This is a genomic window from Corallococcus caeni, from assembly GCF_036245865.1.
In the GTDB taxonomy this organism is placed as follows: Bacteria; Myxococcota; Myxococcia; order Myxococcales; family Myxococcaceae; genus Corallococcus; species Corallococcus caeni.
Window position 1 is genome coordinate 193,998 of sequence record NZ_BTTW01000005.1, and the last position, 16,330, is coordinate 210,327.

The 16,330-nt window shown below is 72.2% G+C and carries 13 protein-coding genes; 4 read left to right on the forward strand and 9 right to left on the reverse strand.

Annotation, left to right across the window (positions count from 1 at the left end; translation table 11 throughout):
- Positions 1 to 30 precede the first annotated feature (30 nt).
- Both AABA78_RS22130 and AABA78_RS22135 read right to left on the reverse strand, forming a co-directional pair.
- Positions 31 to 3,831, reverse strand: coding sequence for an AAA family ATPase (locus tag AABA78_RS22130; protein WP_338265448.1), 3,801 nt, complete (start codon positions 3,829 to 3,831; stop codon positions 31 to 33).
- Positions 3,828 to 5,072 (reverse strand): exonuclease SbcCD subunit D, encoded by a 1,245-nt coding sequence (locus AABA78_RS22135; protein WP_338265451.1) that lies wholly within the window; start codon positions 5,070 to 5,072, stop codon positions 3,828 to 3,830. Before AABA78_RS22135 ends, AABA78_RS22130 begins: the two co-directional genes overlap by 4 nt.
- Before the next feature lie 476 nt (positions 5,073 to 5,548).
- Here AABA78_RS22135 and AABA78_RS22140 point away from each other — a divergent pair, with 476 nt between their 5' ends.
- A complete protein-coding gene (locus tag AABA78_RS22140; RefSeq protein WP_338265452.1) occupies positions 5,549 to 6,232 on the forward strand; it encodes a hypothetical protein in 684 nt (227 codons plus the stop codon).
- Positions 6,233 to 6,256: 24 nt separating this feature from the next.
- Here AABA78_RS22140 and AABA78_RS22145 read toward each other — a convergent pair whose 3' ends face one another.
- Genes AABA78_RS22145 through AABA78_RS22155 form a run of 3 tightly spaced genes read right to left on the reverse strand, consistent with a single transcriptional unit; the run spans position 6,257 to position 8,946 of the window.
- Complete coding sequence (locus AABA78_RS22145; RefSeq protein ID WP_338265455.1) at positions 6,257 to 7,387, reverse strand: Ig-like domain-containing protein; 1,131 nt, start codon at positions 7,385 to 7,387, stop codon at positions 6,257 to 6,259.
- 21 nt (positions 7,388 to 7,408) lie between these two features.
- Positions 7,409 to 8,131 carry a lysophospholipid acyltransferase family protein gene (locus tag AABA78_RS22150; RefSeq protein WP_171416514.1) on the reverse strand — a complete coding sequence of 241 codons (723 nt, stop codon included), beginning with the start codon at positions 8,129 to 8,131 and terminating at the stop codon, positions 7,409 to 7,411.
- Positions 8,132 to 8,148: 17 nt separating this feature from the next.
- Positions 8,149 to 8,946 (reverse strand): SDR family NAD(P)-dependent oxidoreductase, encoded by a 798-nt coding sequence (locus AABA78_RS22155; protein ID WP_338265458.1) that lies wholly within the window; start codon positions 8,944 to 8,946, stop codon positions 8,149 to 8,151.
- A 207-nt stretch (positions 8,947 to 9,153) separates the two neighbouring features.
- Between AABA78_RS22155 and zwf the strand changes: the two genes are divergently transcribed.
- Genes zwf through gnd form a run of 3 tightly spaced genes read left to right on the forward strand, consistent with a single transcriptional unit; the run spans position 9,154 to position 12,807 of the window.
- Complete coding sequence (gene zwf, locus AABA78_RS22160; RefSeq protein ID WP_338265459.1) at positions 9,154 to 10,695, forward strand: glucose-6-phosphate dehydrogenase; 1,542 nt, start codon at positions 9,154 to 9,156, stop codon at positions 10,693 to 10,695.
- Positions 10,692 to 11,357: a 6-phosphogluconolactonase gene (gene pgl, locus AABA78_RS22165; RefSeq protein WP_338265462.1), complete on the forward strand. Its 666-nt coding sequence runs from the start codon at positions 10,692 to 10,694 to the stop codon at positions 11,355 to 11,357. The genes zwf and pgl overlap by 4 nt, the downstream gene beginning before the upstream one ends.
- 22 nt (positions 11,358 to 11,379) lie before the next feature.
- Positions 11,380 to 12,807, forward strand: coding sequence for an NADP-dependent phosphogluconate dehydrogenase (gene gnd, locus AABA78_RS22170; protein WP_338265463.1), 1,428 nt, complete (start codon positions 11,380 to 11,382; stop codon positions 12,805 to 12,807).
- A gap of 29 nt (positions 12,808 to 12,836) precedes the next feature.
- On the opposite strand, the gene AABA78_RS22175 is transcribed toward gnd, so the two are convergent.
- The 4 genes from AABA78_RS22175 to AABA78_RS22190 form a co-directional block, all read right to left on the reverse strand.
- Entirely contained in the window at positions 12,837 to 14,471 is a 1,635-nt protein-coding gene (locus AABA78_RS22175; RefSeq protein WP_338265466.1) for an acetate--CoA ligase, read from the reverse strand.
- Positions 14,472 to 14,598: 127 nt separating this feature from the next.
- Positions 14,599 to 15,435, reverse strand: a complete 837-nt coding sequence (locus AABA78_RS22180) for a zf-HC2 domain-containing protein (RefSeq protein ID WP_338265468.1) — start codon at positions 15,433 to 15,435, stop codon at positions 14,599 to 14,601.
- Positions 15,432 to 15,989: an RNA polymerase sigma factor gene (locus tag AABA78_RS22185; RefSeq protein WP_171420808.1), complete on the reverse strand. Its 558-nt coding sequence runs from the start codon at positions 15,987 to 15,989 to the stop codon at positions 15,432 to 15,434. The genes AABA78_RS22180 and AABA78_RS22185 overlap by 4 nt, the downstream gene beginning before the upstream one ends.
- 112 nt (positions 15,990 to 16,101) lie before the next feature.
- A complete protein-coding gene (locus tag AABA78_RS22190) occupies positions 16,102 to 16,275 on the reverse strand; it encodes a hypothetical protein (RefSeq protein ID WP_338265472.1) in 174 nt (57 codons plus the stop codon).
- Between the last annotated feature and the right edge of the window lie 55 nt (positions 16,276 to 16,330).

A 16,330-nucleotide genomic window follows, 5' to 3' on the forward strand; every position in this document is an offset into this window, starting at 1 on the left:
AGGCCGGGGAGCGGGTCCCCGGCCGGGCCGTCAGGCCACCTGTTGATCCGACGGGACGACGATCCCCGCGTCACCTTCCACGACGAGCTTGCTGCGACCGCCGCCCTGCTTCACCACGCGCACCTGCACGCCGATGCGCTCGGCGAGCCCGCTCACGTGGGAGATGATGCCCACCTGGCGGCCGGTGGCCTGGAGCGCGTCGAGTGTGGCCAGCGCCACCTCCAGCGTCTCCGGATCCAGGGTGCCGAAGCCCTCGTCGATGAAGAGGGTCTCCACCTGCGTCGTCTCCGACGACAGCGAGGCCAGCCCCAGCGCGAGCGCCAGCGACACGAGGAAGCTCTCGCCGCCGGAGAGGCTGGCCACGCTGCGCACCTCGTCGCCCATGTCGCCGTCCACCACCTGGAGATCCAGGTCGTGGCCGGGCACGCGCTCCAGGCGGTAGCGGCGCGCCAGCTCGCGCAGGTGCGCGTTGGCGTGCAAGAGCAGCGCGTCCAGGGTGAGGCTCTGGGCGAAGACCTTGAACTTCTTCCCGTCGTGCGAACCGATGAGGTCGCCCAGCGTCTTCCACACCTCCGCGTCGGCGCGGCGCAGCTCCAGCGCCCGGGCCTCCGCGCCATGGCGCGCGCGGGCGGCGTCGTCGGTGTCCAGCTTCGCGCGCAGCAGGGCCTCCGCGCGGCGGCGCACCTCCACGTCGGTGCGCAGGCGTTCGCAGAGGTCCGCGACGTCCGCCTCCGCGAGCGTGGGGAGACCGGAGGACTCGTGGCGGACGCGACGCTCGCGGCGCTCCACGAGGATGGCGCGGGCCTGGGCCACGGACTCGCGCAGGGCGTTGAGCGCGCGGGCCTCCGAGTCGCACCACGCGGCGCCGCGCGACAGCAGGGCCTTGAGCTCCTCCAGGGTGGTGCCATGGCCGGCGAGGCGCTCCGCGAGGACGGCCTGGGCGCTGTCGAGGACGCGGGCGGCCTCGGTGCGAAGGCGCACGGCGTCCTCGGCGCGGGCGGTGGCCACCTTCTCCGCCTGCTGGAGGGCTTCGGAGTCCTCGCGGGCGCGTTCGTAGGCGGCCTGGGCGGCGTCGAGCCGCGCCTGGACCTCCCCGCGCACCTCCTGCGTGGAGCGGCCCTGGAGCAGCCGCGCGCGGGCCCTGGAGGCGTCCTGGAAGGTCGCGTCCTTGAGGCTCGCGCGGTGGCCAGCGGTCTCCGCGTCCTCGTGACGGGCCTGGAGGCGGACCTCCTCCCGCGCGCGGCGGCCCTGCTCCTCCTCCAGACGCTTGCGAGCGGCCTCCAGCTCCGTGAGCTTTTCGCGCCACTTCGTCACGCGGTCGAAGCACCGGCTCTGGAAGCGCGCGGGGTCCTCGGCGAGCTTCTCCTTCCAGGGGGCGGTCTCGCTGGCGAAGGGAGGAGACACTTCCGTGAGGGCGCGCTCGCGGGCCTCGCGAGCGGTGTCCCGGCGAAGGAGCGCATCCCGGTGGGACTGGGCCGCGCGGGCCTGGGCGTCCTCGGCCTTGCGAAGGGCTTCGGCCGCGCCTTCGCGCCGGGTGCGCCGGGTCTCCAGCAGGGCGCGGGCCTCGCGCGCGGCGCTGGCCCGGGCTTCCACGGAGGCCTCTTCCTCACGGAGGGTCGCGAGCCGGACGCGCACGTCCTCCTGTGCAGTGCGGATCCACACCTGAGCGCCGGGGGCCTCCGCGTCCTCGGGGGGATCAAGGACTTCGTCATCGTTCGAAGGGAGCACGGCGCGGGCCCACCGCTCGCGCGCCACGCGCCAGGACTCGCGATGCCCCGTGCGCTTGCGGGCCGCCGTGTCCCGTCGGCCTTCGGCCTGAGTCGCGGCCGTGTCCGCCGTCGCCTGCCGCACGCTCGCCGCGCTCTCCTGCTTCGCCGCGGCATCGCGCGCCGACTCCAGCTCCAGCACCCGGGCCGCCGCCTCCGCGACCAGCCCCTCCAGCGCGGAACCCTCACGGGCATATGGATGTTCGAGCGCTCCACACAATGGGCACGGCTCACCGTCGTGCAGCGCGGCCCGGTGCGAAGCCAGCCCCTGCGTCGCCTCCGCGCGCGACTGCGCACGGCGCGCTTCGTGGAGCATCGCCTCCTGCGTCGCACGCCGCGCGGCCGCGTCCTTCGCCTCCTCCGCCGCGCGCAGCGAAGCCTCGCGGTGCGCCTTCACCTCCGCCGCCGCGTCGCCTTCCGCCGTGCCCTCCGCCCGCGCGCCTTCGCCCGCGAGCGCCAGGGCCCCCAGCGCGTCCTGACGCGCGAGCAGCGCTTCCCGGAGCGCCCGCCGCGCCGCGCCGCCGTCCTCACCCAGCGCGGCCTCCGCGTGCGTCGCCAGGGCCTGCGCCTGCGCTTCCGACTCGGCCGCGTCCTGGTGCTCCTCACGGCGCGCCTGGGCGTCGTTGCCCAGCCGGTCCGCGTCCTTCCCCAGCCGGTCCGCGTCCGCGCCCGCCGCCTGCTCCTCCTTCAGCGCTCCCGCGAAGCGCTCCAGCTCGCGCTGCCAGCGGGGCCACTCCGTCGCCAGGGACTCCCAGCTCGCATGCGACCCACGCCAGGCCTCGGCCGCGTCCACCACCGCCTGGGCCTTCGCCTCCGCCGCCTGCACCAGCGCCAGCGCGTCGCGCGCCGACGACTCCGCGGCCTTCGCCTGCTTCGCCAGCTCCGCGGCCTCTCGGGCCTCGCGCTCCGCCTCCGCACGGCGCGTGTCCAGCGTCGCGGCCTCCTCCAGCGCCGGACGCACCGACGCCTCCGCGTCCAGCGCCGCCGCCCGCGCGGCCTCCGCCTGCAACCGCACCTGCCGCTGCGCCGCCGCCGCCCCGAGCGCCGCTTCCGCCCGCGAGGCCCGCTCCAGCTGCTCCGCCTCCGCCCTCACGCAGCCCTGCTCCGCGGTCTCCACCGCGGACACCACCGCGCGGAAGCCCTCCGCCGCGCGCACGGACTCCAGCAGCGCCTCACGGGGCGCCGCCGCCTCCCGCTCCCCCTCCGCCCGCGTCACCGCGCTCGCGGCCTGCTGCTCCTGCGCCACGAACTCCGCGAGCTGCGCGTACCAGGACCGGGCCGCTTCCGCCTCACGCAGCCGCGTCTCCTCGCGGATCCGCGCCGCCTCCTCGTCGTCCAGTTGGACGCGCGCGGCCTCGCGGTCCGCGTCCGACATCAGCGCGATGGCCGCGAGCCCCTGCGACAGCCGCTTCAGCTCCTCCTGCTCCTTCGCGTTCTTCTCGTGGGCCGCGATGGACACCCGGCTGTACACCTCCGTGCCCGTCATCCGCTCCAGCAGCTCCGCGCGCTCGTTCGCGTCCGCGCGCAGGAACGCCGCGAACTCCCCCTGCGCCAGCAGCGCCGAGCGCCGGAACTGGTCGAACGACAAGCCCAGCCGCTCTTGAATCGCCTGGAGCACCTCGCCCTTGGTGCGGCCGAACAGCTGCCCGGAGGCCACGTCCGTCAGGCTCAGCTCCTGCGGCCGGAATCTCCCCTCCGCGCGCTCGCGCGCACGCCACACGTTCCACCGCGCCCGGTAGCGCCGCCCGTCCTTGCCCAGGAAGTCCACCTCCGCGTGGCCCTTGCCCGCCCCGCGCCGCAGCATGCCGCGCACGTCGTAGGCCGACAGCCGCGCCTCCTCGTCCTCGTCCGCCCGGCCCACCAGCACCTTGCTGGGCCCGCCCAGCCGGGGCGTGCGGTCGAACAGCGCCAGGCACAGCGCATCCAGCAGCGTGCTCTTCCCCGCCCCCGTCGCGCCGGAGATGGCGAACAGCCCCAGCCGGTCCAGCGGCGCCCGGTCCAGCTCCAGCGCGAAGTCCCCCGCGAAGCTCGTGAGGTTGCTGCCGCGAATCGCCAGGATCTTCACGACGCGTCCTCCTGCACCTGCGTGAGCAGCGCGTGGAACGACTCCAGCAACCCCGGCGACGGCGCCTCCTTGAAGTCCCGCGCGTAGCGGGCGAGGAACACGTCCTCCGGCGTGCGCTCACGCAATGACAGCCCCGGCCGCACGTCCGCCAGCGCCCCGCCCGTGCCCGTGTAGAAGGGCGTCAGCTTCACCAGCCGCGCCGCCCGTCCCTCCAGCGCCTTCTCCACCTTGTGGCGCAGCGCCGGCTCCGGCCGGGGCAGCGACACGCAGACCTCCAGGTACGGCCGCGTCGACTCCGGCGCTCCCGCCTCGCACGCGGGCAGCGCCGCCAGCAGCTCCAGCACCTCCGACAGCGGCGCCGCGTCCCGGGCCGGCACCCGCATCATGTCCGTGGTGCGCGGCACCGACAGCGGACGCACCTGCGTGAGCGCCCCGTCCTCCAGGTCCAGCACCAGCACCTGGTGCCGGTAGTGCGCCTCCGACAGCGACAGCGGCAGCGGTGAGCCGCTGTAGCGCACGCCCTCGCGGCCGCCCACGCGCTGCGCCTTGTGCAGGTGTCCCAGCGCCGCGTACGCGACGTCCTCCGGGAACAGCTCCACCGGCAGCGCGTGCTGGTTGCCGCCAAGAATCTTCCGCTCGCTCAGCTCCGACAGCTCCGAGCCCGTCATGTAGCAATGGCCCATGGCCACCAGCGCCTGTCCGGACCTGCGCCGCCGCCGCGCGCCCTCCAGCACGTCCGAGTAGACGGAGCGCACGCCCTCCACCAGCCGGTCCCCTTCCCCGTCCGGCACCGACGGCAGGTCCGAGGGCCGCAGGTACGGCACCGCCGCCACCCACGCGCCCACCTTCCCGCGCGCGTCGTGCACCGGCACCACCAGCCGCTCCAGCTCCAGCCCGCCCCGGTGGCGCGGCAGTCCGCCCACCACGCGCACGCCCAGCGCGTGGAACAGCGGATCCGGCGCGTCCAGCCGCGCGGCGGAGTCGTGGTTGCCGCCCACCACCACCACGTCCAGCTTCGGCAGCGTGCGCCGGGCCCGCGCGATGAAGTGGTACCAGGCCGCCTGCGCCTCCGCGCTGGGGTTGGCCGTGTCGAAGATGTCCCCGGCCACCAGGAGCGCATCCACCTCCTGGGACTCCAGCGTCTCCAACAGCCACGTCAGGAACGCGGCGTGCTCCGCTTCGCGTGAGACGTCATACAGCGTGTGGCCCAGGTGCCAGTCCGACGTGTGCAGCAGGCGCATCCGGCGTTCACCCTCCCTCGTGGCCCGGTGGCGGGTGCGGGCCGGGCAGCCTCCCCCGGTCCCAACCCCGACTCCAAGCGGCGAGCCCCCGCTCCCTTACCCGCCCCCTCTGACATTGTCGAAAAAGGGCGTCATTCCGCGCGCTTGCAACCGTGGCCTGCCCGACGCGTCCCGTCCTCTCCACCCCACGCACCACGGAGCCTGACACGCGCGAACGACTCCACCCGTGAGGACACACCGGCGGAGTGGGGACGCGTGCGCCATCCGTGCACCCGCCGCGGGTCTCCGCGCGACGGCGCCATGCGTCCAGCGCGCGAAGGAGCGCGAGGCACGCGGGATTCCACACGTTTGCAGGCGCGCGGCGTCCCTTCCCCAGGTCCACGCACCCCATGCAGCAAGCTTGCCCGGCGCGCGGCGGTGCATCCGCGATCGGATTGTGGTTCCCGCGTCGCGAGGCCCGTGCACAATGCGCCGTCATGCTTTCCGGTGTCTTCTCCCCGCTCGGCATCCTCGCGTCCCTGCTCGTCGTGGGCGCCCTGGTCCTCGCCACGCTGTTCCAGCTCAAGCGCCGCCAGCGCGCCGCGTGGGAGGCGTTCGCGAAGGCGCACGGCCTGTCCATCGCGGAGCGGCGGATGGAGGTGCAGGGGCGCTACCAGGGGCGGCCGCTGCTGCTCGCCACGGGAAAGCGCGGCGGCGTGGGTGGCAAGAGGCGCCACACCGTGACGGTGCTGCGGTTGGACCTGGAGGGCGCGCTGCCCGCGGACCTGCTGCTGGAGCACGAGCGCCCCGAGGACAAGCTCCCCGGCGCCGCGACGCCCCGCGAGGAGTCGCTGGGCGACGCGGAGCTGGACGCGGCCTTCCAGGTGGAGGGGCTGGCCCCGGAGGCGCGACCCATCCTGCTGGAGCCGGGCGTGCGTCAGCGCCTGCTGGGACTGAAGGGCCACCGCCGCGTGAGCATCAAGGGCGGCTGGCTCCAGGTGGAGCAGCGCGGAGTCCCCGCGAGCGCCGCCGCGCTGGAGGCGTTGCTCCGAGCCCCCCACGACCTGGCCCGCGCCGTCACCGAGGCCGCGCCCGCGCTGCCCGCGTCGAACGCGCTGGACGCTCCGCCGCACGCGGAGGCGTCGTTGGACGAAGAGCGGCCCGGCTCCGAGCACGCCTGAGCCTCCGCCGCGCTCGGCCCGGCATCAGGCCCGGCGACGTCGGGCGCGCAGCCCCAGCACGCCCAGCCCCATCCACACCGCCGGAGCCATCGCGCTGCTGCCGCAGCCGCAGCTCCAGGGGTCGATGATGTCGTCGCCCTCGTCACCGAATCCGGTGTGTCCGCCATCCACCTCCGCTCCCGCGTCCGGACCGGGAGCGTCGACGTACACCAGGACGGCCTCCGGCTCGACCGTGTGTCCCGCTGAGTCCGTCACGAAGGCCTGGAGGACATGGCCTCCAGGAGCGAGCCCCGTGAGGTCCCAGTCGCTCACGGAATAGACGGGGCCCGGGCCCTCCTGGGTCGCCAGGATCGAACCATTCACCCGGAACACAACGCGCGCGCAACCCACGTCGTCGATGCACTCGCAGGAGAAGTCGGCCCGCGGGCCTGACAGCCGGGCTCCCTGGAGCGGCGCGGTGATGCGCGCCACCGGAGGCTGATCCCGCCCCACGACGAGCCGGAAGGACAGCTCCGCATCGGGCGGATGCCCATTGCTCGCCACCACCGCCACGTCCACCTCCCCCAGCTGTGAAGGTGTCCACGAGAGGTTGCCCAGCGCATCCAGGCTCATGCCCGGAGGCGCGGTGCGCAGGACATACGTCGGCGCGGGCCGTCCCCGCGCGTGCACGAGGAGCCGATAGGGGATGGCCACCACGGCTTGGGTGACAGGCACGGTGGTGAAGACCGGAGCCAGGGGGTCCTGATCCGCTTCCGTCGCGAGGACGGTGCCTGGCTCCAAGCCCGGCGCGGACAGCGTGAAGGTGGCCGTGCCGTCCTCGTTGTCCGCGTCCTTCGCGGCCGCCAGCACCACCTGCTGGGGCGTGGCCCAGGTGGCCGGTTCGAACGTGAGCGACGCCCCTTCCCGCACCGTGAGGTCCGCGTCGCCGTCCGTCCGCGCCACGGTGACGGTGAGCGGCGCACCCGGGTAGCGGGACAACGCCACGCTGAAGGACGCCGTGCCCCCTTCCACCACCGTCAGCGCCGACACGTACAGCACGAGGTGCGCGGGGTCGGGGATTCCCGCCTCCGGCAAGGGGGTGGGAAGGGCAGGAGTCCCTGCCCACGCCGTGAAAGACAGACAGACCACGAGCCAGGACAAGGACAGTCGTCGCATGTCCCTCACCCTACCCTGGCCTCAGCCCACCCGCGCGAGCGCCTCCACGAACCGCTCGCGCACGTGCGTGGCCAGCGCCGCGGAGTCCGGCCCGAACGTCTCCGGCGGCAGCGCCGGCATCACCTGCACCGTGACGGTGGCGCGCGGGCTCATCCACGGCCCGTCCCCGTCCACCAGCTCCCGCGTGCCGCGCACCAGCACCGGCACCACCGGCACGTGCTCCTCCAGCGCCAGTTGGAACGCGCCGCGCTTGAACGGCAGCAGCTCCCCCGGCGAGTACGTCCCCTCCGGGAAGATGAGCACCGGGATGCCCTTGCGGAGCCACCGGCGGCACGGCCCCATCAGCTGCTCCATGGATTTGGAGCTGCCGCGCACGATGGGCACGTAGCCCAGGAGCGTCATCATCCAGCCCACCAGCGGCGTGCGGAACAGCGACGCCTTCGCCACGAACTTGTACGGCGTGAACAACCCCATCACCGCGAGGATGTCCGCGAACGACTGGTGGTTGACGACGTAGACGCACGGCCCCTTGGGCAACAGCTCCCGCCCCTCCACCCGCACGCGCCAGCCGGGCGAGGCGTGCAGCCACAGCCCGTAGCACCACCGGCACACCAGCACGTGCAGCCACTGGCGGTCGGGGTCCAGCGGGTACGCCACCACGAACAGCACCGCGCCCAGCGTGAAGAGGATGGGCGCGGTGACCAGGAACAGCGCGAAGAACCACAGCGAGACGACGTAGCGCATGCGTGAGAGGGACCCGTTCAGCGCGAAGCTGGAGGCGTCATGTTCGCCGCGAAGTTCATCGCGTAGTTGATCTCCAGACCGCCGTCCACGACCAGCGTCTGGCCGTTCACGTACGCGGAGCCCTCTGAACACAGCCACTCGATGGGGCGGGCAATCTCATCCACGTGGGCCACGTGCCCCGCGGGCACCTGCTCCTGCACCTTCGCCTCCAGCGCGTCCCACGCGTCGCCCATGTAGAAGCGGCTGGAATCCGTGTCGATGTAGCCCGGGTTGACCGCGTTGACGCGGATGCCCGTGCCGGTCAGCTCCGCGGCCAGGTACTTCACCATGATCTCCATGGCGCCCTTCATCGCGCCCAGCAGGCCATGGAACGGCAGCGGCATGCGCGAGTCCATCCCGGACACCGCCACGATGCGCCCCTTGCGCCCCTCCATCAGCGGCACCGAGCGCTGCGCGCCCAGCAGGAAGCTCTTCACCGTGACGTTGAAGGTCTTGTCCATCTGGTGCAGCTTCGTCTGCATCAGCGGCGTGAACACCGTGGACGCCGCGTTCGCGACGAACACGTCCAGCGCACCGAACTCCTGCTGGATGACGTCGAAGACGCCGTGCAGGGTCGCCGGCTCCAGCTGATCCGCGACGACCGTGCGGCAGCGGCGGCCCAGCGCCTCCACCTCCTTCGCCAGCGACGCCGCGGCCTCCGCGTCCCGCCGGTACGTGGAGACGATGTCGTAACCAGCACGGGCCAGCCGCAGGGAGACCGCGCGGCCCACGCCGCGCGAGCCCCCGGTGATGAGCGCCACGGGAGGAGTCGTCATGGCCTCCAGGAGTACCATGTTCCCGCCACCCCGACCCACGCCCGCCCGCCCGCGTGCTCCCCGGCGCGGCTCAGGGGAAGCCCTCGTGGCGCCGGAGCCCGGGGCAGGCAAGACGTCGGGCCCGCATCATTCTCCTGCAATGCGCTTGCAGGGCCGCCAGATTAGCGCCTTAAGGTGCCCGGTCGGTCACACGGAGGGAGACACCGCATGGACGCGCAGGGAGTGCACATCGAAACCCATCCCCGTGAGGGCGAACCGGTGTTCAGCGCGGGCCGCCCGGACCCCTGCACCCTGGTCCTCTTCGGCGCCACGGGCGACTTGGCCGAGCGCAAACTATTCCCGGCCCTCTTCGAGCTCGCCCGCTCCGGCCTGCTCCCGGAGCACTTCGCCATCGTCGCCTTCAGCCGCTCCAAGCTGGAGGACGCGTCCTTCCGCGAGCACGTGAAGGAGGGCCTCCAGAAGTTCTCCCGCACGCAACCCCTGGACGAGGCCACCTGGAAGCGCTTCGCGGACACCATCGAGACCGCCTCCGGCGGCTACGACGACCCGGAGGCCTTCAAGCGCCTGGCGCAGAAGCTCCAGGACATCGCGAAGCGCCACAAGACGGAAGGCAACCAGCTCTATTACATGGCCACGCCGGCCTCCACGTTCCCGCAGATCATCAAGAGCCTGGCGGACGCGGACCTGCTCAAGCGCGAGGAGCAACCCGGTCAGAAGCCCTGGCACCGGCTCATCATCGAGAAGCCCTTCGGCCACGACCTGGAGAGCGCGAAGAAGCTCAACAAGGAGCTGGGCGCGGTCCTGGATGAGAAGCAGATCTTCCGCATCGACCACTACCTGGGCAAGGAGACGGTGCAGAACATCCTCGTCTTCCGCTTCGCCAACGCCATCTTCGAGCCGCTCTGGAACCGCCAGCACATCGACCACGTGGAGATCACCGCGTCCGAGGCCATTGGCGTGGAGGGCCGCGGCGGCTTCTACGACGAGACGGGCGTCATCCGGGACATGGTGCAGAACCACCTGCTCCAGGTGCTGGCCCTGTGCGCCATGGAGCCGCCGGTGTCCTTCGCCGCGGAGGACATCCGCGATGAGAAGAACAAGGTCTTCCGCGCGCTGCGCCCCGTGGAGGGCGAGGAGGTGGCCCAGCACGTGGTGGTGGGCCAGTACGAGGGCTACCAGGACGAGAAGGGCGTGAAGAAGGGCTCGCGCACGCCCACCTACGTGGCCATGAAGATGAACATCGACTCGTGGCGCTGGCAGGGCGTGCCCTTCTACCTGCGCGCGGGCAAGAACCTGAAGAAGCGCCTGACGGAGGTGTCCATCCACTTCAAGTCGGTGCCCATCGGCCTGTTCAGCGGCGGCGGCGCGTCGTGCCAGCGGCTGCAGCCCAACGTGCTCACGCTGCGCATCCAGCCACACGAAGGCATCGCGCTGTCCTTCGAGTCCAAGATCCCCGGCGAGGACGTCAACATCGGCGGCGTCACCATGGACATGGACTACGCGGAGAGCTTCAAGAAGCCCGTGCCGGAGGCGTACGAGCGGCTGCTGCTGGACTGCATGCGCGGCAACGCCACCCTCTTCGCGCGCCAGGACAGCGTGGAGCAGGCCTGGGGCTACATCACGCCCATCCTGCAGGCGCTGGAGACGGAGGCCGGCGGCAAGGTCCACACCTATGCCAAGGGCAGCAAGGGCCCCGACGCCGCGGACGCGCTGCCCGCGAAGAACGGCCGGCGGTGGTCCGCGCTATGAGCCCGCCCCTCGTCGTCCCTTCCGAGCGGCTGACCCGCGAGGCCGCGGACTGGCTGGCGCGCGAGCTGGAGAAGGCGCTCGCGACGAAGCCCCGGGTGAGCCTGGCGCTGTCGGGCGGCAACACGCCGAAGCCCGCGTACCGGATGCTCGCGGACCACAAGCTCCCCTGGGAGCGCGTGGACGTGTACTTCGTGGACGAGCGCTTCGTGCCGCCGGACCACCAGGACAGCAACTACCTGCTGGTGAAGGAGTCGCTGCTCGCGCCGCTGAAGCTGCCGGACGCGCAGGTGTTCCGCATGCAGGGCGAGCGCACGGACCGCGACGCCGCCGCGCGCGACTACGAGAAGGTGCTGCCCGCGAAGCTGGACGTGGTGCTCATCGGCGTGGGCGAGGACGGCCACACCGCGAGCCTCATGCCCGGCCATCCGGCGCTCCAGGAGCGCACGCGGCGGGTGCTGGCGGTGGAGCAGAGCGCCAAGCCGCCGCCGTGGCGGATGACGCTGACGTTCCCCGTGCTCCAGGGCGCGGGGGCGGTGCTGGGGCTGGTGGCGGGCGAGGGCAAGCGGGACGCCATGCGGCGGGTGCTCGCGGGCGATATGTCCCTGCCCGCGGCGCACGTGACGAACACGCAGTGGATGCTGGACCCCGCCGCCCACGGGTGAGGCGGGCCCTCTGGAGGGAATGATGAGCACACAGACGAAGCCGGCGCAGTTCGGCGTGGCGGGCATGGGCGTCATGGGCGCCAGCCTGGCCCTCAACATCGCGGACCACGGCTTCCGCGTCGCCGTATGGGACCGCCACCCGGAGAAGCTCCAGCACATCCAGCAGGAGAACCCGAAGCAGGGCCTGATGGGCTACGCGGAGCTGGAGCAGTTCGTCGCCGGCCTGGAGCGCCCGCGCCGCATCCTCCTGATGATCACCGCGGGCGCGCCCGTGGACGAGATGATGGAGCGGCTGTTCCCGCTCCTGTCGCCCGGCGACGTCATCATGGACGCGGGCAACTCCTGGTACCTGGACACGCGCCGCCGTGAGGCCCTGTGCAAGGAGAAGGGCTTCCACTTCCTGGGCATCGGCGTGTCCGGCGGTGAAGAGGGCGCGCGCCACGGCCCGTCCATCATGCCCGGCGGCCCCAAGGACGCGTACGCGCTGGTGCAGCCGGTGCTGGAGGCCATCGCCGCGCGCAGCGAGGAGGGCCTGTGCGTCACCCACGTGGGCCCGGAGGGCGCGGGCCACTTCGTGAAGATGGTGCACAACGGCATCGAGTACGCGGACATGCAGCTGCTCGCGGAGACGTACGACGTGCTCCGCCGCGGACTGGGCCTGGACACCGCGGTGCTCGCCGACCTGTTCTCCAAGTGGAACGAGGGCATCGCCGAGTCGTTCCTCCTGGAGACCACCATCAAGGTGCTGCGCAAGCGCGACCCGGAGACGGGCAAGCCGCTGGTGGACCTGGTGCTGGACAAGGCCGGCCAGAAGGGCACGGGCAAGTGGACGGTGCAGGTGGCGCTGGACCTGGGCGTGCCGGTGCCCTCCATCGCGGCGGCGCTGGACGCGCGCAACCTGTCCTCGCGCAAGGACGAGCGCGTGGCCGCGAGCAAGAAGCTCCACGGCCCCGCCATCTCCCTGTCCTCGGACGAGCAGAAGGAGCTGGCGCAGTGGGCGCATGACGCGCTCTACGCGGCGCGCGTGGTGACGTACGCGCAGGGCATGCGGCTCATCCAGGCCGCGTCGGACGAGTACAAGTGGGGCGTGTCGCTGGCGGAGATGGCGCGCATCTGGCGGGGCGGCTGCATCATCCGCGCGAAGCTGCTCACCCCGCTGCGCGAGTCCTTCCAGCAGCAGCCCACGCTGCCCAACCTGATGGTGTCGGAGGCGTTCGCGCCGGTGCTGAACAAGATGGCCCCGGCGTGGCGCAAGCTCGTGGGCGCCGCGACGAGCGCGGGCATCCCCGTGCCGGTGTTCAGCAGCAGCCTGGCGTACATGGACAGCTACCGCAGCCCGGAGCTGCCGCAGAACCTCACCCAGGCGCAGCGCGACGCGTTCGGCGCGCACACGTACCAGCGCCGGGACAAGCCCGACGCCGGCTTCGTGCACTCGGACTGGCTGAAGTAGTCCCCTGCCCCGCCTGCGCGCCGCCCCTACTACTTCTGGGTGGCGCGCAGCTCGGCGCGGCGGATCTTCCCGCTCACCGTCTTGGGCAGCTCCGTGACGAACTCGATTTCACGCGGGTACTTGTAGGGCGCCGTGGTCTTCTTCACGAAGTCCTGCAGCTCCTGCGCGAGCTCCGGTGACGGCGTGTGGCCCGGCGTGAGCAGCACGTACGCCTTGATGCGCTGGCCAATCTTGTCGTCCGGCACGCCGATGACGGCGGACTCGGCCACCGCCGGGTGTTCAATCAGCGCGGACTCCACCTCGAAGGGGCCCACGCGGTAGCCGGACGTCTTGATGACGTCGTCGGAGCGCCCCACGAACCACAGGTAGCCGTCCGCGTCGCGCACCGCGCGGTCGCCGGTGACGTACCAGTCCCCCCGGCTGCTGGCGGCGTTGGCCGCGTCGTCGTTGAGGTAGCCCGCGAACAGGCCCACCGGCCGCTCCGGCTTCACGCGCACGGCGATGTCGCCCTCGTGTCCGTCCGCGACTTCATGGCCGTGCTCGTCGATGACGCTCACGGTGAAGCCCGGGGACGGCTTGCCCATGGAGCCCACGCGCGGCTCCATCCCGGGGAAGATGCCCACGATGACCACCGTCTCCGTCTGGCCGTAGCCCTCGCGGATGTGCAGCCCGGTGGCCTCCTTCCACGTCTGGATGACCTCCGGGTTGAGCGGCTCACCCGCGCTCAGGGAATGGCGCAGCGAGGACAGGTCCACCGCCTTCAAGTCCTGGAGCACCAGCGCGCGCCACGCGGTGGGCGGCGCGCAGAAGGTGGTGACCTGCTCGCGCTCCAGCACCTTCAGGAAGGCCGCGGGGTCGAAGCGGCCGCGGAAGTCGTAGACGACGTTGCACGCGCCCACGCTCCACGGGCCGAAGAGCTTGCCCCACGCGCACTTCGCCCAGCCGGTGTCGCTGAGCGTGAGGTGCCGGTCCTCCGGCTTCAAATCCAACCAGTAGCGGCCGGTGATGAGGTGCCCCTGGCCGTAGCTGGCCTGGGTGTGCAGCACCATCTTCGGCATGCCCGTGGTGCCGGACGTGAAGTAGATGAGCAGCGGATCATCCGCCTTCGTCGGCGGGAACGCCGTCGCCTGCGATTCCGACAGGGCCTCCGACACGTAGCGCGTCCACGGAGCAGGCGCGTCGCCGGTGGACACCCACGTCGTCACGCCGGGGGCGTGGCCCAGCACGCCCTCGAAGCGGTCCAGGCAGCTGCCGTCGGTGAGGACCGCCTTCGCGCCGGACACCTCCAGCCGGTAGCGGATGTCCTTCGCGGTGAGCATGGGCGTGCCGGGCATGAAGACGATGCCCGCGCGGATGCAGCCCAGCACCAGGAACCACCACTCCGGCACACGCGGCATCAGGATGAAGACCCGGTCGCCGCGCTTCAGGCCCAGCCCGGTGAGGAAGCGCGCCGCGTGCAGCGAGCGCTCCTTCAGCTCCTGGAAGCTGAAGCGCTGGGAGCGCCCGGACTCGTCGGACCACTGGAGCGCGGGGGCCTGGGGCCGCTCGGCCGCGTGCCGGTCGATGACGTCCGTGGCGAAGTTGAAGTGCGCCGGCCGCTCCCACCGGAAGTCACGGCGGGTGGACGCGTAGTCGGCGGAAGCGCGGGACGGGGACTCGGGCATGGGAGGCTCCTGGAGTGTTCCGACAACCCCAGCAGCCTGTCACGTCATCCCGAGCGGTGAGGCGGAGCCCCCGCGCGGAGCGCCCGGTGGTGGACGCTCGGACGCGAGGGGAACCCCGGGTGCTTTCTCAGCGGGCGACTTCTTCGCGCAGGCCCTTCGCCAGGCCGCGCGCTTCGTCGCTCCAGCCGGGCTCATCCAGATCGGCCACCTGCTCGAAGGCGGCCGCGGCGGCGTCCTTCTGGCCCAGGGCGCGCAGCGCGAGCCCACGGTTCCACAGCGCCTGGGCGTTGCGCGGGTGCTCGCGCACCACCGGCTTATCCAGCAGCATCAGCGCGTCCTGGTACCGGCCCTCCTGCAGCGCCACCACCGACAGGTCGATGTTTCGCGCCAGCGACTCGGGCTCGCGCGCCAGCACCGCCTGCGCCTGCTGCCACTGGCCGTGCAGCACGTAGGCCGCGACGATGCCGCGGAAGTCCTTGCGCTCCTCCATCTGCGCCAGCGGACGCAGCGGCAGCGTGACCTTCCCGGCCTCCAGGCCGTCCGCGCCACCGCGCATGGGGCTGTAGGGGCGGTGCTTGTCCGCGCGCGGATCAAACAGACGGGCCTCCAGCTCGCGGGTGGGCTGGTTGTCCAGGAAGACGACCGCCGGCACCTCCGCGGCGGGCATCATGCGCGGCACGAAGACGGCGCAGAGGCTGGCGGCCATGGCCAGCGGCGCCACCACGCGTGCGTTGCGGCGCACCCACGCGCCCAGCGCCACCACGTTGCCCTCCGGCTTCGCGGCCGGCGCTTCCGCCACGCCCGTGCCCAGGGCGCGCGCCGCCAGCAGCTCCAGCTGGAGCAGGTCGCGAAGGCCGCCCTCGCAGGCGGCACAGCGTGGCAGGTGGTTGCGGAACCCCTCGGCGTCGGACTCGGACAGCTCGCCGTCCATGAAGAGGTGCAGCCGGGTGCAATGCGCGTTCATGACTGGACTCCCCGCTCCCGGGCTACCGCGACGCTCGGAAGCAGCAGTTCCCTCAGGTCCCGGCGCGCCAGCGTCAGCCAGCTGCCCACGGTTCCCACGGGGACGTTGAAATGTTCGGCGATCGCCTGGTAGCGGCGACCCTCGGCGTGAAGCTTGTACGCGTCCCGCAGGTGCGGCTTGAGCTGCTCGATGGCAGCCTGGAACGCGTCGTTGCCCACCAGCTCCCAGTTCTCCCGGTCCCCGTCCCCCGTCACCGGCAGGTCCTGCACCAGCGCCAGGTGCGGCAGCCCCCGGCTCTCCGTGCGCTGCCGGCGGCAGTGGTCCAGGAACCGGTTGGTCATCGTCGTGCACAGCCACGCCGCGCACGCCGCTTCCGTCCGGTCCTTCAGGTGGCCGTACTCCGGCAACGCCCGCTCGAAGGCCTCCTGGACCAGGTCTTCCGGATCCAGGATGCCGCGGGCGCACAACCGCCGCGCCACCGCCAGCAGGCTGGGCCGGTGTCGCTGGATGAACGCCTCGAAGTGGCGTCGTTCCCGGTTGAAGAGGTTGGCCATGACACAAGGCCCCGAAGTGACTGGTGGGCTTTCCTGACTAAAGACGCCGAGCGGTTCGTTTCTTGAGAGAAAAATGCCCGGAAGGGCAGACAAGCCCGCCGGGCAAGGCGGCTCAGCGAGCGGCCGCCGCCCCCTCCAGCAGGGGAGGCACCGACGGCGGCGGCAGCGGCCGGCGCCGGCGCGGCGCCCGGTTGTCGCAGTTCACGTATGAGCCCTTGACGTGTGGGGCGCTGTGGTCCGGCTCGAAGGTGCCAGCGCGGGGAGAGGACAGGTCTCCGGGGGTCATGAATGGCTTCTCCTGGTACGACGGAAGTCCTGCGTAAGCATGGGATGGGTGGAAA